Source organism: Pseudoxanthomonas daejeonensis, from assembly GCF_010093205.1.
Taxonomy (GTDB): Bacteria; Pseudomonadota; Gammaproteobacteria; order Xanthomonadales; family Xanthomonadaceae; genus Pseudoxanthomonas; species Pseudoxanthomonas daejeonensis.
On sequence record NZ_PDWN01000002.1, the window covers coordinates 34675 to 58802 of the forward strand.

General features: G+C 69.7%; 21 protein-coding genes and 1 pseudogene. 7 read left to right on the plus strand and 15 right to left on the minus strand.

The annotated features are described in order from the left end of the window. The first annotated feature begins 13 nt into the window (after positions 1 to 13). Genes CSC65_RS01815 through CSC65_RS01825 form a run of 3 tightly spaced genes read left to right on the plus strand, consistent with a single transcriptional unit; the run spans position 14 to position 3628 of the window. Positions 14 to 715 (plus strand): ABC transporter ATP-binding protein, encoded by a 702-nt coding sequence (locus tag CSC65_RS01815; protein ID WP_238390256.1) that lies wholly within the window; start codon positions 14 to 16, stop codon positions 713 to 715. Beyond that, positions 712 to 3198 (plus strand): ABC transporter permease, encoded by a 2487-nt coding sequence (locus CSC65_RS01820; protein ID WP_162408277.1) that lies wholly within the window; start codon positions 712 to 714, stop codon positions 3196 to 3198. Before CSC65_RS01815 ends, CSC65_RS01820 begins: the two co-directional genes overlap by 4 nt. A gap of 58 nt (positions 3199 to 3256) precedes the next feature. Next, positions 3257 to 3628 carry a DMT family protein gene (locus CSC65_RS01825; RefSeq protein WP_162408278.1) on the plus strand — a complete coding sequence of 124 codons (372 nt, stop codon included), beginning with the start codon at positions 3257 to 3259 and terminating at the stop codon, positions 3626 to 3628. Positions 3629 to 3644: 16 nt separating this feature from the next. On the opposite strand, the gene CSC65_RS01830 is transcribed toward CSC65_RS01825, so the two are convergent. Genes CSC65_RS01830 through nudE form a run of 5 tightly spaced genes read right to left on the minus strand, consistent with a single transcriptional unit; the run spans position 3645 to position 6528 of the window. After that, entirely contained in the window at positions 3645 to 3947 is a 303-nt protein-coding gene (locus CSC65_RS01830) for an Mpo1-like protein (RefSeq protein WP_162408279.1), read from the minus strand. Between the two features lie 27 nt (positions 3948 to 3974). Then, positions 3975 to 4298, minus strand: a complete 324-nt coding sequence (locus CSC65_RS01835; RefSeq protein ID WP_162408280.1) for a YnfA family protein — start codon at positions 4296 to 4298, stop codon at positions 3975 to 3977. A 10-nt stretch (positions 4299 to 4308) separates the two neighbouring features. Beyond that, positions 4309 to 5145 carry a nucleoside triphosphate pyrophosphohydrolase gene (mazG, locus tag CSC65_RS01840; protein WP_162408281.1) on the minus strand — a complete coding sequence of 279 codons (837 nt, stop codon included), beginning with the start codon at positions 5143 to 5145 and terminating at the stop codon, positions 4309 to 4311. 43 nt (positions 5146 to 5188) lie between these two features. After that, entirely contained in the window at positions 5189 to 5986 is a 798-nt protein-coding gene (cysQ, locus tag CSC65_RS01845) for a 3'(2'),5'-bisphosphate nucleotidase CysQ (RefSeq protein WP_162408282.1), read from the minus strand. Next, the gene (gene nudE / locus CSC65_RS01850; protein ID WP_162408283.1) at positions 5983 to 6528 is read right to left on the minus strand and encodes an ADP compounds hydrolase NudE; all 546 of its coding nucleotides are present in this window, start codon (positions 6526 to 6528) and stop codon (positions 5983 to 5985) included. Before nudE ends, cysQ begins: the two co-directional genes overlap by 4 nt. 47 nt (positions 6529 to 6575) lie before the next feature. Here nudE and bioA point away from each other — a divergent pair, with 47 nt between their 5' ends. Beyond that, a complete protein-coding gene (gene bioA, locus CSC65_RS01855; RefSeq protein ID WP_162408284.1) occupies positions 6576 to 7994 on the plus strand; it encodes an adenosylmethionine--8-amino-7-oxononanoate transaminase in 1419 nt (472 codons plus the stop codon). Next, positions 7985 to 8719: a 16S rRNA (uracil(1498)-N(3))-methyltransferase gene (locus CSC65_RS01860; RefSeq protein ID WP_162408285.1), complete on the plus strand. Its 735-nt coding sequence runs from the start codon at positions 7985 to 7987 to the stop codon at positions 8717 to 8719. Before bioA ends, CSC65_RS01860 begins: the two co-directional genes overlap by 10 nt. A gap of 78 nt (positions 8720 to 8797) precedes the next feature. On the opposite strand, the gene CSC65_RS01865 is transcribed toward CSC65_RS01860, so the two are convergent. From CSC65_RS01865 to pilG, 9 genes and pseudogenes are all read right to left on the minus strand, one after another. Next, on the minus strand, positions 8798 to 9022 hold the full coding sequence (locus CSC65_RS01865; protein WP_162408286.1) for a hypothetical protein: 225 nt from the start codon (positions 9020 to 9022) through the stop codon (positions 8798 to 8800). 65 nt (positions 9023 to 9087) lie between these two features. Continuing rightward, positions 9088 to 9555 carry a chemotaxis protein CheW gene (locus CSC65_RS01870; protein ID WP_162408287.1) on the minus strand — a complete coding sequence of 156 codons (468 nt, stop codon included), beginning with the start codon at positions 9553 to 9555 and terminating at the stop codon, positions 9088 to 9090. A 32-nt stretch (positions 9556 to 9587) separates the two neighbouring features. Then, a complete protein-coding gene (locus CSC65_RS01875) occupies positions 9588 to 10790 on the minus strand; it encodes a chemotaxis protein CheB (protein WP_162408288.1) in 1203 nt (400 codons plus the stop codon). After that, positions 10750 to 16896, minus strand: a complete 6147-nt coding sequence (locus CSC65_RS01880; protein ID WP_484573189.1) for a hybrid sensor histidine kinase/response regulator — start codon at positions 16894 to 16896, stop codon at positions 10750 to 10752. The genes CSC65_RS01875 and CSC65_RS01880 overlap by 41 nt, the downstream gene beginning before the upstream one ends. After that, positions 16879 to 17313, minus strand: a pseudogene (locus CSC65_RS16330) (Hpt domain-containing protein); the annotation flags it as partial. The pseudogene CSC65_RS16330 and the gene CSC65_RS01880, both read right to left, overlap by 18 nt. Positions 17314 to 17410: 97 nt before the next feature. Further along, a complete protein-coding gene (locus CSC65_RS01885; protein ID WP_162408290.1) occupies positions 17411 to 19447 on the minus strand; it encodes a methyl-accepting chemotaxis protein in 2037 nt (678 codons plus the stop codon). 37 nt (positions 19448 to 19484) lie between these two features. Continuing rightward, positions 19485 to 20015 carry a chemotaxis protein CheW gene (locus tag CSC65_RS01890; protein ID WP_162408291.1) on the minus strand — a complete coding sequence of 177 codons (531 nt, stop codon included), beginning with the start codon at positions 20013 to 20015 and terminating at the stop codon, positions 19485 to 19487. Beyond that, on the minus strand, positions 20015 to 20380 hold the full coding sequence (locus tag CSC65_RS01895; protein WP_052632651.1) for a response regulator: 366 nt from the start codon (positions 20378 to 20380) through the stop codon (positions 20015 to 20017). The genes CSC65_RS01890 and CSC65_RS01895 overlap by 1 nt, the downstream gene beginning before the upstream one ends. 19 nt (positions 20381 to 20399) lie before the next feature. Next, positions 20400 to 20801 (minus strand): twitching motility response regulator PilG, encoded by a 402-nt coding sequence (gene pilG / locus CSC65_RS01900; protein WP_162408292.1) that lies wholly within the window; start codon positions 20799 to 20801, stop codon positions 20400 to 20402. A gap of 227 nt (positions 20802 to 21028) precedes the next feature. On the opposite strand from pilG, the gene gshB reads away from it, so the two are divergent. Both gshB and CSC65_RS01910 read left to right on the plus strand, forming a co-directional pair. Further along, positions 21029 to 21985 (plus strand): glutathione synthase, encoded by a 957-nt coding sequence (gene gshB, locus CSC65_RS01905; RefSeq protein WP_162408293.1) that lies wholly within the window; start codon positions 21029 to 21031, stop codon positions 21983 to 21985. Beyond that, positions 21982 to 22866, plus strand: a complete 885-nt coding sequence (locus CSC65_RS01910; protein WP_162408294.1) for a TonB family protein — start codon at positions 21982 to 21984, stop codon at positions 22864 to 22866. The genes gshB and CSC65_RS01910 overlap by 4 nt, the downstream gene beginning before the upstream one ends. Positions 22867 to 23052: 186 nt before the next feature. Here CSC65_RS01910 and CSC65_RS01915 read toward each other — a convergent pair whose 3' ends face one another. Then, positions 23053 to 24057, minus strand: a complete 1005-nt coding sequence (locus tag CSC65_RS01915; protein WP_162408295.1) for a class I fructose-bisphosphate aldolase — start codon at positions 24055 to 24057, stop codon at positions 23053 to 23055. Positions 24058 to 24128: the final 71 nt, after the last annotated feature.

Consider the following 24128-nt stretch of genomic DNA (forward strand, 5'->3'; position numbering starts at 1 on the left):
TTCCGCAAACAGCATAGCCACTGCGGCCATCACGATTCACGACGTCGGTAAGTCGGTGAACGGGCCCGAAGGCGAAGTCCGGATTCTCGATGGCGTGGACTTGACCGTCGATGAAGGCGGAACGGTCGCCATCGTCGGGGCGTCCGGTTCGGGCAAGACCACCCTGCTGGGCCTGATGGCGGGACTGGACCTGGCCAGCCAGGGCTCGGTCAGCCTCGCCGGCCAGGCGCTGGAATCGCTGGACGAGGAGGCGCGCGCGGCGCTGCGCGCACGCGAAGTCGGATTCGTCTTCCAGAGCTTCCACCTGCTGCCCTCGCTGACCGCCGAGGAGAACGTGTCGCTGCCGCTGGAGCTGGCGGGACGCGAGGATCCTGCGCGGGTACGCGAGGTCCTCGAGGCGGTCGGTCTGGAGAAGCGTCGTCGCCATTACCCGCGCCAGCTGTCCGGCGGCGAGCAGCAGCGCGTGGCGCTGGCACGCGCATTCGTCGGCCGCCCGCGGATCCTGTTCGCCGATGAACCCACAGGCAACCTCGACCAGGCCACCGGCCAGCACGTCAGCGACCTGCTGTTCGAACTCAACAGCCACCATGGCACCACCCTGGTGCTGGTCACCCACGACCTGTCGCTGGCCCGTCGTTGCGGGCGCATCTACCGGCTCGACGGCGGGCGCCTGCATCCGCTGCCCCGAGCCGATGCAGCGGAGTCCGCTGCATGAATGTGCTCCGGCACGCGGCGCGTTCGCTCAGGCGCGAATTCCTCGCAGGCGACCTGCTGACCGTGTTCGCGGCGCTGGTCCTGGGCGTGGCCGCGATGACCGCGGTCGGCACGCTGGTGGACCGGGTGACCTCGGCCCTGTCCTCGAGCGCGGCCGAAGTGATCGGCGGCGACCTCGGGGTGCGCGGCCGCCAGGACCTGCCCGCGGAATTCGCCGCGGAGGCGCAGCGGCGCGGCCTGCGCAGCGCGCGCATGGTCGCGTTCCCCAGCGTCCTGTTCCATGGCGAGGCCAGCCAGATGGCCACGATCAAGGGCGTGGACGCAGCCTATCCGCTGCGCGGCGAGCTGCGCGTGGCGAGCGATGCGGGCGGACTGGACGCACAGCGCGCCGGTGCGCCGGCACCAGGCGAAGCCTATGCCGACCCGCGCGTGCTCGACGCGCTGGGCGTGGGCATTGGCGACGAGATCGAATTCGGCAGCAGCCAGCTGCGGATCGCGCGCGTGCTCGTGGCCGAGCCGGATGCTTCCGGCGAGTTGCTGCAGATGGCGCCACCTTTGCTGGTCAATCGTGCCGATATCGATACTGCCGGCCTGCTCGGACCGGGCAGCCGCGCCTCCTATCGACTGATGTTCGCCGGTGACCTGGCCGACATCGCGGCATTGCGCGAATGGTTGCAGCCGCGGCTCGATCCGGGACAACGCCTGGTCGGGCTGGAGGATGCGCAGCAGGGCCTTCGCAACTCGTTCGACCGGGCCGGCCGCTTCCTCGCACTGTCGGCGCTGCTGGCGGTGCTGCTGGCAGGCGTCGCGACCGCCCTGGCCGCCAACCGCTTCGCCCTGCGCAGGATCGACACGGTCGCGATCCTGCGCTGCCTGGGCGCGCGCCAGCGCGACATCCTCGCCGCGCTGGCGCTGCAGCTGTTGCTGCTGGCGATCCCGGCGTGCGTGCTCGGCATCGGCATCGGCATGCTCGCGCAGGTTGCACTGGTGGAAGCGCTGGGCAGCCTGATCCCGGCGCGGCTGCCGCTACCACAGGCCGCGCCGGTGCTAAGCGGCGCCGGCATCGGCCTGCTGCTGCTGCTCGGCTTCGGCCTGCCACCGCTGCTGCGCCTGCGCGGGGTGCCGCCGATGCGCGTACTCAACCGCAGCTTCGCGGCGCTGCCTCCGACTTCGGCGCTGGCCTACCTGGCAGCTCTGGCCGCCACCGTGGCGCTGGCGGTCAACGCGACCGGCGACATGCAGCTTGCGATGTGGGTACTGGGAGGACTGGCGGTGCTCGCGCTGCTCGCTGCCGCCGTCGGCGCTGCGCTGCTGTGGCTGTTGCGCCGCCTGCAGGATCGCCTGCATGGACCGTGGAAGCTTGGCCTCGCCGCGCTGACCCGGCGACGCTCGCTGGCCGTGGTCCAGCTGGTCGGCCTGTCGCTGTCCCTGTGCGCGCTGCTGTTGCTGGCGGTAATCGGCCCCGGCCTGCTCGGCGAATGGCGGGACCGCTTGCCGCCGGATACGCCGAACCACTTCCTGCTCAACGTGCAGCGCGACCAGGCCGGCGCGGTGGAGGCCACCTTGCGCGGCATCGGCGTCGCCGATCCGGACCTGCAACCGTTCGGCACCGGCCGGCTGGTGGCGATCAACGGGCAGCCGCCGCAGCGTGCGCAGCGCGATGCGGGCGATCCAGACGACGACGCCAACCGCCCGATCAACTTCTCCTGGCGGCATACCTTCCCGCAGGCCAATACGCTGACCGCCGGCCGCTTCTGGACCGCGGACAGCGCCACCGCCGAAGCGTCGGTCGAGGAAGGTTGGGCGCAGCGCTACGACGTCGACCTCGGCGACACGGTCACCCTGCTGCTCGGCGAACAGGAACGCAGCTTCACCGTGACCAGCCTGCGCAAGGCCGACTGGGATTCGTTCCGGGTGAACTTCTTCCTGCTCCTCAATGCCGGCGCGGTCGACGACGCCCCCTACAGCCTGATCTCCAGTTTCCACCTGCCCTCCGGACGCACCGCGCAACTGGCCCCGGTGGCGCGCGAATTCCCGAATGTGTCGGTGCTGGAGATCGACGCGATCCTGCAGCGCGTGCGCGAGGTGATCGAACAGGTGGCGCAGGCGGTGCAGCTGGTGATGGGCTTCAGCCTGGCCGCCGGCGTGCTGGTGCTGCTGGCCGCACTGCAGGCCACCGCCGGCGAGCGTCGCTACGACAGCGCGGTGTTGCGCACCCTGGGGGCACGCCATGGCCAGTTGCGCGGCGCCGTGCTGGTGGAGTTCGGTGCGCTGGGCCTGCTCGCCGCGATCCTGGCGGTGGGTGCGGCGGCGATCATCGGCACGCTGGTGTCGCGGCAATTGTTCGAACTGGCTTTGTCGCCACCATGGCCTTCGCTGCTGGCGGGCGGTGCCGGCGGCGTGCTGCTGAGCCTGCTGGCTGGATGGTCGGGCACGCGGCGGATCCTGCGCACGCCCCCGGCCCTGGCGCTGCGCGAGGGCTGAGGCGACGGCCGGAAGGGGCGCTGGTTATGCTGCGCTGCCCTTCCCTGCCTTCGCCGCCATGCCCAGCCTGCCCTCGTCCAGCTACCTGATTCCCATCCTGTTGCTGCTGGGCAGCAACGTGTTCATGACCTTCGCCTGGTACGGGCACCTCAAGTACAAGCACGCGCCTTTGCTGACCGTGATCCTGGTCAGCTGGGGCATCGCGTTCTTCGAGTACCTGCTGATGGTGCCGGCCAACCGGATGGGCAGCAGCGTGTATTCGGTGGTCCAGCTCAAGACGATCCAGGAAATCATCACCCTGGTGGTGTTCGCCGGATTCTCGGCCTGGTACCTGGGCCAGCCGCTGAAGTGGAACCACTACGCGGCGTTCGTGCTGATCGTCGGCGCGGCCTTCCTGATGTTCTACGACGGTCCGGCGCCTGCGCACTGAAGCGCGACGCGCGCGCTCAGAAGCGGATCTTGCCGGTGAGTATGTCCTTGAACATCACCCAGTCGCCGGCGAACGAATAGAACGGGTGCCGGAACGTCGCCGGCCGGTTCTTCTCGAAGAAGAAATGCCCGACCCAGGCGAATCCATAACCACAGAACAGCGCGGCCAGCAGCCACCACGGGTTGCGCTGGGCCAGCGCCAGCGCGACCAGCACCAGCACGCCCCAGCTGCCGATGAAATGCAGCCGGCGCGAGACGCGATTGGCATGTTCGGCCAGGTAGTACGGGTAGAACTCACTGAAGCTGCTGAAACGGGCCATCGCGTCCCTCCCGAGGAGCGCCGCGCCTCAGGCCTGCCGCGGCGCGAACATGATGACGGCCATGCCGGCCAGGCACAACGCGGCACCGAGCAGGTCCCAGCGGGTCGGGCGCTCACCGTCGACCCACCACAACCAGACGATCGCCAGGCTGACGTAGACCCCGCCATACGCCGCGTAGACCCGGCCGGTCGCGGTGGGATGCAGGGTCAACAGCCAGGCGAACAGGGCCAGGCTGGCGGTGGCCGGCAGCAGCAGCCAGGCGCTGCCGCCATTGCGCAGCCACGACCACACCAGCCAGCAGCCGACGATCTCGGCCAGTGCGGTGACGGTAAACAACAGGAAGGTCGCCATGTCGGGCGGCTCAGTCCGGCTGGCCGCGTTCGATCCGCTTGACGCGATTCCAGTAGGCGTCCTGCTGCTCCAGCGCCAGCGTCGGCAGCGGCGTGCCGTCGGCCTGCGCCAGTTGTTCCATCGCGCGGAACCGGCGCTCGAACTTCAGGTTGGCCTGCCGCAGCGCCGCGCCCACGTCGACCTTCGCATGCCTGGCCAGATTGGCGGCCACGAACAGCAGGTCGCCGAGCTCGTCCTGCAGGCGCGCCTGGTTGGCCATCGCGTCGCCCTCGCCCGCTGCGACCCGGCCGAACTCGACGCGCACTTCCTCGATCTCCTCATGCAGCTTGGCGATCACCGGCTCCGGTCCGGGCCAGTCGAAGCCGGTGCGCGCCGCGCGCGACTGCAGCTTCACCGCGCGCTGCCATTCGGGCAGGCCACGCGAGATGCCGGCAAGGGCTGACCGGTCCTGCTCGCCGGCCGCTTCGCGCTCGGCGCGCTTGATCGCTTCCCAGTTGACCGTCTGTGCTTCCGCATCTGCGAAGCTGGCATCGCCGAATACGTGGGGATGCCGCCGCACCATCTTGTCGCTGATCGCGGCGGCCACGTCGTCGAAGCCGAACGCGCCCTGCTCGCGCGCCATCTGCGCGTGGAACACCACCTGCAGCAGCAGGTCGCCGAGTTCGTCCTTAAGCCCACCCAGGTCGTTGCGGTCGATCGCATCGGCGACTTCGTAGGCTTCCTCGATCGTGTACGGCGCGATCGTGGAAAAATCCTGCTCCAGGTCCCACGGGCAGCCGCCTTGCGGATCGCGCAGGCGGGCCATGATCGCGAGCAACTGGTCGATGGGACGTTCGGCCTGGTTCATGCGGTGACTCTATCGCGGCCCACCCGGCAAGGCGATCCGTAGCCTACAGCCAGTCCCGCCACGGCAGGTCCGGATCGCCCAGCGCGACGAAATCACCATTGAGCAGGGATTCGCGCCGGTTGTAGCGGAACGGCTTGCCGGTGTCGGCCGACAGCAGGGCGCCACCAGCCGCATGCAGCACGCACTGCGCCGCCGCGGTATCCCACTCCGAGGTCGGGCCGAAGCGCGGGTAGACATCCAGTTCGCCTTCGGCGATCCGGCAGAACTTCAGCGACGAACCCAGCGCCACTTCCTCGATCGCGCCCATCCTATCGAGCACAGCCTGGGTGTGCGCATCGCGGTGCGAACGGCTCGCAGCCACCCGCAACGGCGGCGTAGCCGGCGCGCGCGCGCGCAGCACCGTGTCCCGGTGGCCGTCGCGGCGATACGCCTGCTCGCCACGGACGGCATGCCAGACCTGGCCGCCGACCGGGGCCTGGACCACGCCCATCGCCGGCGCACCCTGGTGGATCAGCGCGATGTTGACGGTGAACTCGCCGTTGCGCTTGACGAACTCGCGGGTGCCGTCGAGCGGATCCACCAGCCAGTAGGTGGACCAGCTCCGGCGCGTTTCCCAGGGCACGTCCGCCGACTCTTCGGAGAGCACAGGCAGGTCCGGGGTAAGCCGCTCGAGTCCCTCGACGATGATCCGGTGCGCGGCCAGGTCGGCGGCGGTCAACGGACTGGCGTCGTCCTTGTGCGTCACCTCGAAGCCGGCGGCGTAGACCTCCATGATCGCGGCACCGGCCTGGCGCGCGATGGCGATGACCGTTTCCCGCAGGTCGGCGGTGATCCGGATCATTGCGAGGCCAGCCAGGCCCGGGCGATGAAAAGCGCGGCCAGCGAGCGGCCCTCGGAGAAATCTTCCTGCAGCATCAGTTTTTCCAGTTCCTGGATCTTCCAGGGAATGACTTCGAGCTCCTCCGGCTCGTCACCGGGCAGCCTCTCGGGATACAGGTCGCGCGCCAGCACCAGCCATGAAACGTGGCTCATGTAGGTGGGCGCCAAGGTCATGCCACGCAGCACGTCGATGCGGCGCGCGCCATAGCCGGCTTCTTCCTTGAGCTCGCGGTCAGCCGCCTGTTCCGGCGACTCGCCCGCATCGATCCGGCCCTTGACCAGGCCCAGCTCGTAGCGGTGCACGCCGGCCGCGTACTCGCGCACCAGCAGTACCGTCTCGTCGTCCAGCATCGGCACGACCACCACCGCGCCATGGCCACGGCTGACCATGCGTTCGAAACGGCGGCGTTCGCCATTGGCGAATTCCAGGTCCAGCTGTTCCAGGCGATACGGGCCGGCATCCTGGGCGACCGTGCCGTGGATGAGCGGCAGCCGACGGCTCACTGCGGTTCCCCGCGGCGCGACCGGGGTGCGGCCGATATCATGGCGGGATGCGCGGACGTACTCATGAACCCCGAATGCTAGCAGACCCGGCACTGGCACAGTCCGCCGCGCAATGGCGCGATCGCGATCTTGCCGTGCTGTGGCACCCCTGCACGCAGATGCGCGAGCATCCGGACATCCTGCCCCTGGTCCCGATCGAGCGCGGCGACGGCGCCTGGCTGGTCGGTCGCGACGGGCGCCGCTACCTCGACGGCATCAGCAGCTGGTGGACCAACCTGCATGGCCACGCCGAGCCACGCATCGCCGAAGCCATCGCGCGGCAGGCCCGCAGCCTCGAACAGGTGATCCTCGCCGGCTTTTCCCATGCGCCGGCGGTGAAGCTGGCCGAGCGCCTGCTCGCCATCGCGCCCCGGCAGCCGGGGCGCGCGCCGCTGGCCAAGGTGTTCTACGCCGACAACGGCTCGGCCGGCGTCGAGGTCGCGCTGAAGATGGCGTTCCACTGGTTCCGCAACCGCGGTGAGCCGGGTCGCACCAAATTCGTTGCACTGGAAAACGGCTACCACGGCGAGACCCTGGGTGCCCTGGCCGTGGGCGACATCCCGCTGTACCGGCGCATCTATGCGCCCCTGCTGGCCGAAGCACTCTTCGCCCCCTCGCCCGACGCGTACCTGGCAGCGCCCGGGGAGGGCGCGGAGCAATGCGCGATGCGGGCGGCGGATGCACTGGCCGGGTTGTTCGACCGCCATCCCGGCGAAGTCTGCGCGGTGATCCTGGAGCCGCGACTGCAGTGCGCCGGCGGCATGCGCATGCACGACCCGGTCTACCTGCGCCGCGTGCGCGAACTGTGCGACGCCAACGGCGCGTTCCTGATCGCTGACGAGATCGCCACCGGATTCGGTCGCACCGGCACGATGTTCGCCTGCGAACAGGCGGGCATCGCACCGGACCTGCTGTGCCTGTCCAAGGGACTGACCGGCGGCTTCCTGCCGCTGGCCGCGGTGCTGGCCACGCAGACGATCTACGACGGCTTCCTGGACGATTCGCGCGAGCGCGCGTTCCTGCATTCGCACAGCTATACCGGCAATCCGCTGGCCTGCGCCGCCGCGCTGGCTTCGCTCGATATCTTCGAAGGCGACGACGTGCTGGCGCGCAACCGGGGCACGGCCGCGCGGATGTCGCAGCTGGCCGCCTCCCTGGCCTCGCACCGGCACGTGGCCGACGTGCGCCAGGCCGGCATGGTCGTGGCGTTCGAACTGGCCCGGGAGGGCCATCGCGACACGCCATTCCCGCCTGCAGCGCGCGTGGGCCTGCATGCTTACCGCGCCGCGCTGGAACGGGGCGTGCTGCTGCGCCCGCTCGGCGACATCCTCTACTGGATGCCGCCCTATTGCGTCGACGAAGCCCAGCTGCAGCTGCTGGCCGAGGTCACCCACGCCGCCATCGAGGAGGCCACCGCATGCGCCTGACCCGCTGTCACGTCGACCTGCCACTGCAGCCGGAGCGCGAGTTCGTCCTGCCCGAGCACGCCGCCGGCCACCTGTCGCGGGTGCTGCGCCTGCGCGAGGGCGATGCCTGCGTGCTCTTCAATGGCGATGGGTGCGATTACTCGGCGCGGCTGGTGGCCGTCGGCAAGCGTGAAGTGAAGGCGCAAGTGCTGTCATCCACGCAGGTGGACAATGAATCGCCATTGCGGATCGGACTGCTCCAGGGCATTGCCCGCGGCGAGAAGATGGACCTGATCCTGCAGAAGGCGACCGAACTGGGCGTAATCGCCATCGTGCCGGTATCGGGCGACCGCACCGAGGTGCGCCTCGACGCCGAGCGCGCCGGCAAGCGCGTGGCCCACTGGCGCAGCGTGGTGGTGTCGGCCTGCGAGCAGTCCGGACGCGCGCGCATCCCGGCACTGGCGGCACCCGCCGCACTGGACGTGGCAGCGCGTGCCCTTGAAGGCGACGGCCTGCGCCTGATCCTGGATCCGCATGCACGCGATCGCATGGAGGACCTCGAGGCACCTGCCAGCGCGACGGCATGGATCGCGATCGGTCCGGAAGGCGGCTGGTCGCCGCGCGATCGCGACATCCTCCAGGCATCCGGGTTCACCGGCCTGCGACTGGGGCCGAGGGTGTTGCGCACCGAGACCGCGGGATTGGCCGCCATCGCCGCGCTTCAGGCGCGATTCGGCGACCTGTAGCGGAAGCGGAGGGCTCGGGCGAGGCGTGCGAGAGTGGCCGCGAAGGACCCTCGCGGCGATCCGACCGGCAGGCGTCCTTCAGCGGGTCGCGCGTGATCGCGCGAACTGGACGATCCGTCCGATGCCATGGAGCACGATCCCACCGAGGAAACCGGCCCTGGTGCCCCAGGCCAGCAGGAAGGCCGCCTTCCCCGAAACCGGCCAGGCCAGGTACGTCCAGCCCGCGCAGAACAACCCGATCCCCAGAAGGACCATCCCGGTCGTGAGGTAAGGGTTGGCGGGTCCGAAATGGATTCGCGGCATTGGATGCTCCTGCCAGCGGGGCGACATGGCCGGTTGACGGCGCGATCGCCCCGCACCGGCACGAATCAGACCGCGGCCAAGGCCTCGCCGATCATGCGCTCCACGTCTTCCAGGTCAGGCAGCAACGCGCTCTGGTCACCGAGCAGCACGCGCATCTGCACGCCGCGCGGCAGGTCTTCTTCGGAAGCGTCCGCCAGCAGGCTGTCGCGCGGTACCGACACCAGCTGCGGAAACGATGCGGTGAGCAGGGCGAAGTACGGCAGGGTTTCGTCCTTGCCCAGGCCCTTGAGCACGATCACGCGGTTGTTGCGCATCGCCGGTTCCGGACCCAGCCCCGCCAGGCGCGAAAACGCCACCAGCGGGACGTTCCACCCGTGCCACACGATCTGGCCCGGCAGCCATTCCGGCGCGCCGTCCACCGGCTCGATCGCCACGCGCGCGAGTACTTCGGCCACCGTGGCGTTGGGCAGCAGGAGCCGCTCTTCGCCCACCTGGATCATGACTCCGCGGATTTCGTCGCTGTTGTAGGCCATCTGTCCTTCGTCCTCGAACGGTCGCCGCCGGCTCAGGGCCAGCGAGCGCCCAGCTGTTCGGCAAGCTGCGCCGGCGTGCCCAGTTCGGCACCACCCGCCGCCATCAATTTCACCGCGGTCGCGTCGTAGCAGCCTTCCAGCGCCTGGCCGGCGACGTGGCCGCCACGGGTGGCCAGGGCCAACACCGCGTCGATCCGCGACGGCTCCGCGCCGCTGAGCACGATGACCGCGCTCTCCGCCGGCGGCAGGGCAGCCACCGGTTCACCACCGCCGTCGATGAAGACCATGCCGTCTTCCTTCGCCTCGACGCCGACGCGCTCGGGCAGCACGTAGACCGTGCCCGCGGCGATCGCATCGCCCGGCATCGCCATGGCGACCGGCAGCGCGGAGACACGCGCCAGCTGCTTGACCAGGTTGTCGTAGCGCCCGCCGTCGAGCTTGAGCTGGACCAGCAGTGGGCGGGAGAACCCGGACGGCAATGCTGTCATCAGCTTGCGGACCGCATCCGGGCCACCTATGCCAGCGATCACCAGCACCGCGCCCCTGACCACGGCATCCGCGCTTTCTTCCGCGATCGCAACGAGTTCGAGGCGGGAAAAGTCGGGCAGTGGCTTCGATTCCGGCGCCGTGCGTCCCGCCGCCGCATGGGCCCCATGGGTCAATTCCCAGTCGTGCCCCGTAGACGTGGATGTCGCAAGCTCCGGCAACGGTTCGCCCGGTCGATCCTGCGGCAGTTCGGCGGCTAGCGCGACGGCTTCGACCAGGTGCGTTTCGAAGGGCGCTTCGGCATGCAGTTGCTGCGGCGTGGCCGGATGGCCAGGCTGCAGGTCGATCAGCATGTCCTGTTCGCAACCGGGCGGAAGCACGTCGGCATGCCCGTGCAGCTTGGCCGCCAGATGGCGGATCCAGCGCTGCGCCTCCCAGCCGTCTCGACGCGCGGCCAGGTCGGCCTCGTCGAAAATCACCAGCAGGCCCGGTGCCTCGAGCGCGGGCTCGAGCGCGACCAGCGCGTCCTCGACCGCCGGCTCCAGAGCGACCAGCGCGGCCTGCGGCGCGGCCGCGGCCAGCGTGGCGGCATCGATCGCCGCCGGGTCTTCTTCCAGCACCACCAGGGCGCCCGCCGCGTCGAGCGCCTCGCGCAGGCGATCGCGCGCCGCGCCGGCGCGGGCCAGCAGCGCCACTGGCTTGCGTCCGTCAGCCGCGTGCACGTGCGATCCCCAGCAGGTCGTAGACATTGCGCATCAGGTCGAGCTCCTGGTACGGCTTGCCCAGGTAACGCTGGACGCCGATCTCGAACGCGCGCTGGCGATGCTTCTCGCCGGTACGCGAAGTGATCATCACGATCGGCACGCCGCGGAAGCGTCCGTCCGCGCGCATCGCCGTTGCCAGTTCGTAGCCGTCCATGCGTGGCATCTCGATATCCAGCAGCATCAGGTCGGGCACGCGCTCCTCGAGGCGCTCCAGCGCCTCGATGCCGTCGCGGGCCACCACCACCTCGAAGTTGTGGCGTTCGAGCACGCGCCCGGTGACCTTGCGCATGGTCAGCGAGTCGTCGACCACCATCACCAGCGGCACGTGGCGCGCCTGCGGCGGCTCGACCGCGACCGTACGCTCGGGCTGTGCAAGGTGGCGACGGACCAGCGGCGCGACGTCCAGGATCACCACCACGCGGCCATCGCCGGTGATGGTGGCGCCGTAGATGCCGGGCACCGAGGAGATCTGCAGGCCGACCGGCTTGACCACGATTTCGCGGTTGCCGACCACCTGGTCGATCGCCACCGCCGCGCGCAGGTCGCCGGCGCGGACCAGCAGCAATGGGACCTGCGTCTGGCCCTCGGCCTTCGCTGCACCCTGCCCGACCAGCAGGCCGAGATCATGCAGCGCGTATTCCTCGCCTGCGTAGCGATAGATGCCGCCACCGGCCTCGAAACGCTCGCGCGAGATCCGGCCGATGCCGCTGACCGAAGCCACCGGCACCGCGTACGTCGTCTCGCCGATCTGCACGAACACGGCCTGGGTGACCGCCAGGGTCTGCGGCAGGCGCAGGGTGAACGTCACGCCCTTGCCGGCGACCGAGTCGATCTCGACCGTGCCGCCAAGCTGGCGCACTTCGTTGCGGACCACGTCCATGCCCACGCCGCGGCCGGCCAGCTGGCTGACCTTCTCGGAGGTGCTGAAGCCGGACTCGAAGATCACCGAATCCAGCTCGGCGTCGCTCAGCTCGGCGTCGGGCTTGAGCAGGCCGCGCTGTTCGGCGCGGCGCCGGATCGCGGCGCGATCCAGGCCACGGCCATCGTCGGCCACCTGGAGCACGATTTCCGAGCCTTCGCGGCGCAGCGCGATGGTGATCGTGCCTTCCTCGTCCTTGTCCGTGTTGCGGCGGTCCTTCGGCGATTCCAGGCCATGGGCCACCGAATTGCGCAACATGTGCTCCAGCGGCGCGACCATGCGGTCGAGGACATTGCGGTCCAGTTCGCCGTGGGTGCCGTCCAGGCGCAGCTGCACCTGCTTGCGGGTGTCGTGCGCGGCCTGGCGAACCACGCGGCGCAGGCGCGGGACGATGCTGTCGAACGGCACCATGCGCGCGCTCATCAGCCCGTCCTGCAGCTCCGAGCTCACGCGCGACTGCTGCTGCAGCAGGACGTCGTACTGGCGCGCCAGGTCGTCGAGCACGCCCTGCAGGCCGGTCAAGTCGGCAGCCGACTCGGCCAGGCCGCGGCTGAGCTGCTGCAGCGTGGAGAAGCGGTCGAGCTCCAGCGGATCGAAGGTCGCGTCCGTGCTGTCCTGTTCGCGCTGGTAGCGCGCGACGATCTGCGCTTCGGTCTCCAGGTCCAGACGGCGAAGCTGGTCGCGAAGACGCGCGTTGGTACGGTCCAGCTCGGACATGGCGCTGCGGAACGCGCCCAGCTGCTGTTCCAGCCGCGAGCGGTAGATCGCCACTTCGCCGGCGTGGTTGACCAGGTTGTCGAGCAGGTCGGCGCGTACGCGCACCTGTTCCTGTGGAGCGCGCGGTACGCCCTCCTCGGTCGCTGCGGCCTGGGCCTCGTCCTCGACCGGTGCCGACAGGGGCACCTGGACCTGTGCGAGCGAGGGTTCCGGCGCCGGCACGACGGCATGGAGGGAAGGCGTCTCCTGCCGCACCGGCTCGGACGGCGGCGTCGCCAGCGCGGCGACATAGCTGGCCTCGGCCGATTCGCCGGCCGCGGTCGGCGCCTCGCCACGGATGCGGGCCTCGAACTCGTCGATCAGCGCCTGCGGCATCTCGGTGACGCGATGCGCGCGGGTGTGCTGCAACAGGCGATGCAGGGTATCGAAACCCCGCTCGAGCAGGTGGATGTCGCTGCGCTGCAGTTCGGTGCGCTGCTCTGCCACCGCTTCGAGCAGGGACTCGATCACATGGCCCAGGTCGCCGATCGGGGCGATGCCGGCCATGCGCGCGCCGCCCTTGAGCGTATGCAGGTCGCGCTGCAGGCCGATGATCGGTTCGCGCGCCGTGGCGTCCTCGCGCAACTCCTGGATCAGGCCGTCGATATGGTCGAGCAGATCGATGCCTTCCTCGACGAAGATGTCGACCAGGTCGCGATCCAGTTCGGTGAAGTCGAGCATCGGACCATCGGGCACCACCACCTCCTCGGAACCGGCCTCCGGCAGGAGCGCTCCCAGGGCCGGCAACACGGCCGCTCCACGCGCAATCGACGGGATGTTGTCCACAACGCTGGCTTGCGTGACGGCTTCGGCCTCGACGGCTTCGGCCTCGACGGCTTCGGCCTCGACGGCTTCGGCCTCGACGGCTTCGGCCCCGACGGCTTCGGCCTCGACGGCTTCGGCCTCGACGGCTTCGGCCTCGACGGCTTCGGCCTCGACGGCTTCGGCCTCGACGGCTTCGGCCTCGACGGCTTCGGCTTCGACGGTCTCGGCCTCGATGGCTTCGGCCTCGATGGCTTCGGCCTCGATGGCTTCGGCCTCGATGGCTTCGGCCTCGATGGCTTCGGCCTCGATGGCTTCGGCTTCGATGGCTTCGGCCTCGATGGCTTCGGCCTCGATGGCTTCGGCCTCGATGGCTTCGGCCTCGATGGCTTCGGCCTCGATGGCTCCGGCCTCGATGGCTCCGGCCTCGATGGCTTCGGCTTCGACGGCCTCGGCTTCGATGGCTTCGGCCTCGATGGCTTCGGCCTCGATGGCTTCGGCCTCGATGGCTTCGGCCTCGATGGCTTCGGCTTCGATGGCTTCGGTTGCAACGGCCTCGGCTTCCTCGCTCATCGGCGCGGAAGGCGCTGTATCGGCGTTAGGCTGGGCACCGGCATCCGCAGCGAGGAAGGCGCCAGTGGCAACCAGGCCTGCTGCAGCGGTTTCGATGTCGCGCCCATGTCCGGCCTCGGCCGTGTCGGCCGGCGCGGTATCCAGGTAAGGCGCCAGGTCTTCGACGGCCGTCAGCTCCACGCCGTCGCGCACCAGCTTCTCGACCTCGCCCTCCGGAGCCTGCGGCCAGCGCGCTTCGGGCAGGGCCTCGGCCAGCGCACGCAGGCGTCCGGCCAGCGCGGTGAAAGGAGGGATCCGCGGGGACTGCGCCTGCAAGGCGCGGACGCATGTGCGGATCGCTTCGGCCATCTCCGCCAGCGCTTCCACCGCCTCCGCACCCGGCACTTCCGACGCGGCGAGCGAGCGCTTGACGAGCGTCTCGGCCGGGTCGGTGACCGCAGTGATCTCCGGCACGTCGGTCATCGCAAACGCGCCATTCATGGTGTGGATGGCGCGAAGCAGCGCTTCGGTCGCCGGCTCCGGCGCCCGTCGCGCCGCTGCGAGCCAACCGTCCACGGTTTCCAGGTGCTGGGCGACCTCGGCTTCGAGGATCTCGCGCAGCACGCTGTCCACCGATGCCGGCGTACCCTCGATGTCCACCGTCGGCTCGTCCACGACCGCGCTGTCCGCGACGGGCTCGACCACGGCGGGCTCCACGGCCGCGACCGGGGCCACCGCACGGGCAGCCGGGGTGTAGAACGCATCCTCGCCCGCCGCAATACGATCGGCGACCGCTTCGATCGCATACAGGTCGGCACTGACGCCTCCCTGCCCGCGCAACGCAGCGTCGAACTGCGGCAACACTTCGCAGACCTGCGAAACCATCGCCAGCACCGCCGGACTTGGCGCACGCGTGCCGTCGAGCACGCGATTGAGCATGCCCTCGACCTTCCAGCTGAACTCACCCAGCGCACGCGCGCCGACGAGGCGACCGCTGCCCTTCAACGTGTGGAACACGCGACGGATGGGGCGGACCCGCTCCATGTCCTCCGGCGCCTGCTGCCAGTGCGGCACCATCCGGGCCAGGTTGGCGCGCTCCTCGTCGAACTCTTCGAGGAAGACTTCCCGGATGTCGGCATCGATGTCGTGGTTCTCGTCGAACCCGCCGATCGAGACGGGTACGGCGGCGGCCGCGACCACGGCCGGCACCGCCGCCGCGTGAACGGAGTGCGTGCCCTCCATGCCTGCCGCCGCAGCGGAAATCTCGGCGATCAGCGACGTCGACTCGTCGTCGAGCTCGATGCGGCTGATCCTGCTTTCGAATACCTGGGCCGGGCGCGTGTCTGCCTCGACCCTCATGTTCAGATCGAACCACTGGCCGTTTTCGCCGGCACGCGTGCTGCGCAGCGCGTCTTCCGCTTCCTGCGTCCCGGCGACCGCTTCCACTGCAACCAGGGCATCGGCCTCATCGATCCCGGCGGCGACCTCGGCCTCCGTGGCGACCGCATCGGCGGTGGCTGGCACCTCGTCGCTCTCTGCGGCGACCGGATCGAAGCTGACCCATTGGGTCGCCACGATGGCGGCCGCGGGCGCCTGGACCGGGGCCGGCTCGATCACCGGCAATTCGATTTCCAGCGCCGGGATCTCCAGCGCCTCCGGCTCCAGTACCGGGACGCCGGTGGCATCCGCCTGGTCCGTCGGTTCCTGCTCGGCGGCGACCGGATCCCATTGCGCGGCGGCGGCAGGCGTTCCGAGGGCGACAGCGGTCACTGCCGGCATCGGCTGTACGGCGACCTGCGCGGCGGGCTCGTCTTCGGCCTCTTCACCCGGCAGCGGCCAGTAATGCAGGCTTTCCAGGCTGCTGCGAGCGATCTCGAGGATCTCGTCGCGGTTCGGACGGCGATCGCGCAGGGCCTCCAGGTAGTACTCGAGGCTGGCCATCGCATCGGCCAGGGTGTCGAGTTGGCGGCCGCTCGGCACGCGCCGGCGCTGCAGCAGCTCGGTACCGATGTAGCGGCGCACCCCTTCCAGGTAGTCGGCCGGCTGCGGCAGGTCGAGGATGCGCAACGCACCCGATACTTCCGACAACAGCTGCGGCACGCCCTCGAGCCTGGCGTGGTCCCAGTTGGTCTCGATGAAGGCCACGAAGTGTTCGCGCGCGGCGGCGAAGTTGGCGATGGCCTCGTGCGCCAGCACCTCGACCGTGCGCCGTGCTTCCGCGGCGGCGGCATCCTCGCCGGCGTCGTCGCCCGGCGCGCCCAGGCGTGCGACCTGGTCGTCCAGCGAAGCGTCCACGTAGAGCAGCGCGCCGGCGATATCCAGCAAGGCGCTCTCACTGGCAGCCTGTTCGCCACGGGTGATCGCTTCCAGCGCATCGCGCTGCTGCAGGACCACGTCGCGCGCGACGCCCAGCCCCAGCATCCCCAGGGTATCGGCTACGTTTGCAAGTTCGGCCGCCTGCGGCTGCAGCGCGGCGGCATCGCCACCCGTGCGCAGGTGCAGGTCGAGGGCGTCCTTGACCCGCAGCAGTTCTTCCTTGACCACGCCGCCGACGGTGTTGAGCAGGTCGCGGTTGCGGCCGGCGAGGCTTCCACGGGCGTGGTCGAGCTCGGCCTCGCTCGGGGTGTGCGCATCGAGGTCGAAGGCACCGCGCAGGGCTTCCAGCGCCGGGTGCGGCGCGCGCGCCTGGGCGACGAGGTAGAGCAGCTGCCGGGTCGGTTCCTGGCTGGCCACGCCCTGGGCGACGGCCGGGGTGGATTCGTCCTCGTGCGCCTGGCGCACGGCGCGGCCGATGCCGGCGAAGGCACCGCGCAGCGCATCGGTCGGTGCGAGCGCGCCATCGCGCAGCGCGTCAGCAGCCGACGACGATACCCAGAGCATGCGCCGCGTGGTGTCGTGGCGCGCATTCTCCAGCAGGTCGGCGGCGGCCGCGGCAAGCCCGGCCGGATCCGCGGGGGCCGCATGCTCAGGCCAGGCGGCCAGCGCCTGCTCGAAGCGGACCTGTGCGGAGGCGACCTTGCCCTGGCGCTGCGTCCACGGCAGCGGCGACGCTTCCGGCACGTCATCGGGCAGCGGGCGGCTCAGGTCGGGCGCGAACAGCACGCTCTCGCTCAGGCCGGCGGCACCGCGCGCGGCGCGGATGTCGTTCAGCAGCGGCAGCAGCACGATCGGAATATCGCGATGACCGTTCTGCAGGCGCTCAAGGTAGTCGGGCAGCAGCACCGTGCCACGCATCAGCGTGGCGCAAGCCTCGTCCCGGTCGCTGGCGGCGCCCTGCTGCAGCGCCTGGGCGAGCAGCTCCATCTCCTCGGCGACCATCGCCGGGGCATACAGCTCGACCATGCGCAGGGTGCCCTGCACCTGGTGCAGGTAACCGGCGCAGAAGCGCATCCGGCTGCCGTCGGCCGGGTCCTCGACGAAGGCCTCGATCTCGTTGCGCGCCTGGCGCAGCGTCTCGTCCAGCTCCGGCTTGACCCAGCCCAGCACCGCATGGCTCATCGCATCGCGGAGGGCGCTCATCGGCGGCCTCCGGCGGGACGGGACCGGCCGGCGATGCCGGGCACGGGCGGGCGCTTGTTGCTAACCATCGTCATCGACTCATTCCCCCGTCGCGCGCTCAGGCCGGCAACTTGAAGTCGGCCACCGAGCGGCGCAGGTCCGCCGCAAGTTGCGCCAGGTGTCCGATCGAGTCGGCCGTCTGTCCCGCGCCACGCGAGGTCTGCCCGGAAATCTGCTGGACCACGCCCATCGTCTTGGTGATGTCGGCCGCCGCGCCCGCCTGCTGCTGTGCGGCCACCGAGATGTTCTTGATGAGGTCGTTCAACGCGTTGGACACGCGCTCGATCTCGGTCAGTGCGGTACCGGCGTCCTCGGCCAGGCGCGCGCCGGACACCACTTCGGCGGTGGTCTGCTCCATCGAGCTGACCGCCTCGTTGGTGTCGGCCTGAATCGCCTGGACCAGGCCTTCGATTCGCCGGGTCGCGCCGGAGGTGCGTTCGGCCAGTCGCTGCACTTCGTCGGCCACGACCGCGAAGCCGCGGCCCGTTTCACCGGCTGCCGCGGCCTGCACGGCCGCGTTGAGCGCCAGGATGTTGGTCTGCTCGGAAATGTCGTTGATCAGTTCCACGATCGAACCGATTTCCTGCGACGACTCGCCCAGGCGCTTGATGCGCTTGGAGGTCTCCTGGATCTGGTCGCGGATCTGGTCCATGCCCTGGATCGTCTCGCGCACCACGCCGGCGCCCTCGGCGGCGATGACCACCGACCGCTGCGCCACTTCCGCCGATTCGGTGGAGTTGCGGGACACCTGCTCGATGCTGGCGGCCATGTCGTGGATGCGCGTGGAGGCGGCGGTGATCTGCTCGGCCTGGTGGTTGGAGGCCTCGGCCAGCTGCAGCGCGGTGGCCTGCGTCTCCTGCGAGGAGGCGGCGACCTGCACCGAGGTGGTGGTGATCGTGGTCACCAGGTTGCGCAGTTCGTCGACCGCGTAGTTGATGGCGTCTGCGATCGCGCCGGTCATGTCCTCGGTCACCGAGGCCTTCACCGTCAGGTCGCCTTCACCCAGCGAGCTGATTTCGTCCAGCAGCCGCATGATCGCCTGCTGGTTGCGGCTGTTGAACTCGACCTGCGCCTGGTAGCGGACTTCCTGGTCCCGGGAGCGGCTGCGCACCGAGCTCCAGACGAAACCGATCAGCGAAATCAGCGCCACCACGCCGGAGACGATGCCGAGCCAGAAATTCGGGAACAGGCGCGTGTCGCGCACCGAGCCGAACGCGGAGAACGCGTCGAACAGCTTCTTGGCGGCCTCGAGCATCTTGTCCGAGCCGGCGGCGAGGCTGGCCGAGGCGGCCTGCGCGGAGAACAGGTTCTTGGAGCTGCCCAGGATCGCGTCCAGGTCCTTGCGCATTTCGTCCCACTGCGACTGCGACTGCTGCAGCGCCGACAGCGCGGCAGCGTTGCGGACCGGCGCGATGCCCAGCTCCTCGTTGCCCTTGATCAGGTTGTCGAATGCCTGGCCGAACACCACCGCATCGCGCGCCAGCGCGTCGCCGGCCGCGGCCGCACCCGGACCACCGGCGCGGATTTCGGTCACGCGCCGGGCCATGGTGCCGGCCACGACGACCTGCTGCAGCGCACTGAACACCTGCGAGGCGGGCGCGCCGCCGGCGGTCATCGCGCGCACCGCTTCGTTGAGCTGCGCCTGCAGCTGAGGCACGCGACCGGCGAAGCGCTCGGCGTTGCCAGCCAGCGCCAGCACGGCCGGTTCACTGGCCACGATCTGCTCGGCACTGGTGCCCAGGGGCGTCCATACCGCGACCATCTGGTCCAGCGCACCGGATACACCCGGTTCCTGGCCGAAGCGGCCCTGCAGGTCGCTCACGGTCGTGTCGACCTGCGCCTTGGTCTGGCGGAAGGCCTTGAACGCTTCCGCATTACCTGACACCGCGTCGCGGCCCTGGTTGGCCAGCTGCTGCGACAGCACCTGCAGGTCAGCCGCACCGGTACCGGCACCGGCAAGCTTGTTGCCCTGCCACCACGCCGCACCGGTGTTCAATGCGAACAGGATGACCGAGAGCGTAAGCAGGACAAGCCAGAAGCCGGTGCTGACGCCACCCAGGCGGCTGGTCTTGGGAGTGTCAGGTGCAGTGCTCATGCGTGGTGAACCTCAGGATTGGTGCGGGCCGGCGCGATCAGACGGCGGCTTGGCGGAATTCGGGGGTGCGGGCCAGGCGCGACAGGGAGAACACGCTCCAGTCGGCGTCGTCGCTGTGGAACGCCCGGTCGACGAAGTGGGCGTAGCGGCCCTGCGCGAGCGGCGCCGGATCGATCGCCTGTTCTTCGCCGAAGCTGCGCTGGCCGTAGAGTTCGTCGATGGTCAGGGCCACGTCGCCGCCCTGCTGGCGCATCACCAGCACACGCTGGCCTTCGTGCAGCACCGTGCGCTCGCCCTCCAGGAACAGCTTGAGGTCGACCACCGGGAACAGGTTGCCGCGCAGGTTGCCGATGCCCAGCAGCCAGGGCTGCGCACCCGGCACCGGGGTCACCGGTGGCATCGACAGGATCTCGACCACCTCGCCGAACTGGGAGACCAGCCGGTGGTCGCCAACCCGGTAGCCGACGCCGCGCCAGGTTTCCGGGCCCAGCTCGCGCGCCGGCAACTGGACTGCATGCACCAGGCTGCGCTGCTCGTAGTCGGCGAGGATGTCGAAGGGGGTACGCATCAGGTGGTCACCAGCTGGTTGATCCGCTCGAGCAGGTCTTCCTCGCGCGGCGGCTTGACCACGTAGTCGACCGCGCCCTGGCGCATGCCCCAGGCACGGTCGGTTTCCATGCTCTTGGTGCTGACGATCAGCACCGGGATCTTGCTCGTGGCCGCGTCGCGGGTCAGCGCGCGCGTGGCCTGGAAGCCGCTCATGCCAGGCAGCACGACGTCCATCAGCACCAGGTCCGGCAGCTGCTTGCGCGCGATGTCGATGCCGTCCTCGGCATTGGTGGCGAGGATGACCTGGTGGCCACCGCGCTGCAGCCACTGGGTGAAGACCGCGCGATCAGTCGGCGAGTCTTCGATCAGCAGAATTCGAGCCATGTTGTTGCCTGCCCCCCGGTCAGGCGTTGACGTATGTGCGGATGGCGCCCAGCAGTTCTTCGCGTGTGAATGGCTTGGTCAGGTATTGCTCGGAACCGACGATGCGGCCCCGCGCCTTGTCGAACAGGCCGTCCTTGGACGAGAGCATGATCACGGGCGTGGACTTGAATTTCTGGTTGCCCTTGATCAGCGCGCAGGTCTGATAGCCGTCCAGTCGCGGCATCATGATGTCGACGAAGATGATCTGCGGCTGCTGGTCGGCGATCTTGGCCAGGGCCTCGAAGCCGTCGCTGGCAGTGACCACCTCGCACCCTTCGCGCTTGAGCAAGGTCTCGGCGGTACGGCGGATGGTCTTGGAGTCATCGATAACCATGACCCGCAAGCCGCCCAATGCCCCGGTAGGGGCCGTGTTGTCTGTCATTACCCTAATTCCCCATGCGCGCGGCGCTTCTTGCGGCGCCACTGCGAAGATGTCTATATCCCAGTACGGCCAAGGACTGTCAAGCCCGCTGTTGGGGCGCCGCGTGGCTGAACGGGGAGATGCGAACACCGTCTCATTCCGTGGCTGCCATCTCGTTCCCCGCGCCCCGGCGCTGGCGGCCGGATCGGCTAACATCGACGGCCCGCCTCCTGCCCAGTCGTCCCTACATGCCCGCGCCTTTGGACGTCATCGTGGTGATGGACCCGATCGGGTCGATCAAGATCGCCAAGGACACGACCTTCGCCATGCTGCTGGAGGCGCAACGGCGTGGCCATCGCCTGCACTACGTCCGCCCCGGCGGCCTGTCGATCCGCGAGGCCCGCGCCTGGGCCCGGGTCGCGCCGCTGGCGGTACGGGACGACAAGGCCGGCTGGTTCGAGCTGGGCGACTGGACGGACCTGACCTTCGGCCCCGGGCAACTGGTGCTGATGCGCAAGGACCCGCCCTTCGACGGCGAATACCTGTACGACACCCACATCCTGGACCTGGCGCGCCTGGCCGGCGCGCAGGTGGTCAACGATCCGCAGGGCCTGCGCGACTTCAACGAGAAGCTGGCGACGATGCTGTTCCCGCAGTGCTGCCCACCGACCCGGATCAGCCGCGACCCGGCCGAACTGAAGGCCTTCGCCGCCGAGCAGGGCCGCGTGGTGCTCAAGCCGCTGGACGGCATGGGCGGGCGCTCGATCTTCCTCAGCCAGGCCGGCGATCCCAACCTCAACGTGATCCTGGAGACGCTGACCGAGGGCGGCAGGAAGCTGGCCCTGGCGCAGCGCTACCTGCCGGAGATCTCCGCAGGCGACAAGCGCATCCTGCTCGTCGACGGCGAACCGGTCGACTACTGCCTGGCGCGGATCCCGCAGGGCGACGAATTCCGCGGCAACCTGGCCGCCGGTGGCCGCGGCGAAGGCCGCCCGCTGAGCGAGCGCGACCGCTGGATCGCCGCCCAGGTCGGACCGGAAATGCGCCGCCGCGGCATGCGCTTCGTCGGCCTGGACGTGATCGGCGACTTCCTCACCGAGGTCAACGTCACCAGCCCGACCTGCGTGCGCGAACTGGACGCCCAGTTCGGGCTGAACATCGCCGGGATGCTGTTCGACGCGATCGAGGCCGACGGCGCGGCATGAGCGCCACCGCAGTCGCGCCGCCGTCCCCGCCACCCATTGGCGCCCGCCAGCGCCTCAACGCCACCGTCGTGCTGTCGCTGCTGGTCCACGGGATCCTGATCCTGGGCCTGGGCTTCGCCTTCAAGGACGAGGCGCCGCTGGTGCCGACCCTGGACGTGATCTTCAGCCAGACCCAGACCCCGTTGAGCCCCGAACAGGCCGACTTCCTGGCCCAGGCCAACAACCGCGGCGGCGGCGAGCACGACAAGGCGCAACGCCCGCGCGACCTCCAGGCCGGCGCGATTCCGCTGGCCGAACCGGGTGATGAGCCCCTCCCGCAACGGCAAAGCGCCGCAGTGGAAGCGCCTCCACCCGAGGCCCGGGTGGTCGCCAGTCGCCGGGGCGAGGATGTGGTGGCGCAGGCGCAGCCACGCGAGCCCCTGCAGTCGCCGCTGCCGCCAGTCAGCGAGGCGCGCGCCGCGCGCGATGCGGAGATGGCGCGACTGGCGGCGGAGGTCTACCTGCGCTCCGAGCTATACGCCAAGCGGCCGACCCGCAAGTTCGTCTCGGCCAGCACCCGCGAGTACGCCTACGCCACCTACCTGCGCGCCTGGGTCGACCGCGCCGAGCGGATCGGCAACCTCAACTATCCCGACGAGGCGCGCCGCCGCCGGCTCGGCGGCCAGGTCGTCGTCAGCGTGGGGGTGCGCCGCGACGGTACCGTCGAGAGCACGCGGATCCTGCGCTCCAGCGGCACGCCACTGCTGGACGAAGGCGTGCTGCGCATGGTCGGCCTGGCCGAACCGTTCCCGCCGCTGCCGGAAACCCCGGACAAGGTCGACGTCCTGCATGTCACCCGGACCTGGGTGTTCGTGCCGGCGGGGAACGTGCGGACCGAGTAGCTCCCGCGCCCGCCGGCAAGCTGCGAGCCCGGTGTTCGCGCAGTCGACGAAACCATCGAGCGAAAGCAGAAAGCCGACGCGCTCCGATGCCCGGCTTCGGCTGTAGTTCTGGCTGTTGTTGCTATCGGAGAAAAACGCCGGCGCGAGGCCGGCGTCTTTTCGAACCCTGTTACCTGTACGGCGCTGTCACCCTTCCCACTGCCCGAGCGCCGCCAGGCCGTTGTCGCGCGCACGCGCGGCCACGATCTGCTGGGCCTTGGCGAAGTTGCCGGTCATGTCCTTGGCCCACAGGCCGAGCGCGGCCTGCTGCATGGCCCGGCCGTAGGAGAAGCTCAGCGGCCACGGGTTCGGACCCAGGCGGTTCATCGCGTCCAGGTGCGCGGTGGCGTCCTCGTCGCTCTGCCCACCGGACAGGAACACGATGCCCGGCAGGATCGCCGGCACGGTGCTCTTCAGGCACATCAGGGTCGACTCGGCCACTTCCTGGACGTCGGCCTGCTCCGGGCAGTCCTTGCCGGACACGACCATCGAAGCCTTGAGGATCGTGCCTTCCAGCAGCACGTTCTGCTCGTAGAGCGCGCCGAACAGCGAACGCAGCACCGCCTCGGTGACTTCGTAGGCGGTCTCGATGTCGTGGTCGCCGTCCATCAGCACTTCCGGCTCGACCATCGGCACCAGGCCCTGCTCCTGGCACAACGCGGCGTAGCGCGAAAGCGCGTGCGCATTGACCTCGATGCAGGTGCCGGTCGGGATGTCCTCGCCGATGGTGATCACGGCGCGCCACTTGGCGAAACGCGCACCCAGCCGGTAGTACTCCTCCAGCCGTGCACGCAGGCCGTCCAGGCCCTCGGTCACCAGCTCGCCGGGAAAGCCGGCCAGCGCGGTGGTGCCCTTGTCGACCTTGATGCCCGGCAGGATGCCCTGCTGGGCCATGTACTTGGCGAACGGCACGCCGGCCCTGGTCGACTGGCGCAGGGTCTCGTCGTACAGGATTGCGCCGGAAAGGTGCTCGGAGAGCTTGGGCGCGGTCAGCAGCAGCTCGCGGTAGGCGCGCCGGTTCTCTTCGGTGTTCTCGATGCCCACGCCGGCGAAGCGCTTGCCGATCGTCGTCGTGGACTCGTCGATCGCGATGATGCCCTTGCCCGGGGCGACCATCGCCTGGGCGGTTTCGGCAAGCTGTTCGATGCTCATGGGGTTCCTGCACGGGGGCTACTGGAAGGCCGCGATTATAGCCGCGGCGCCTGCCGTCCACTCCCGTGAAG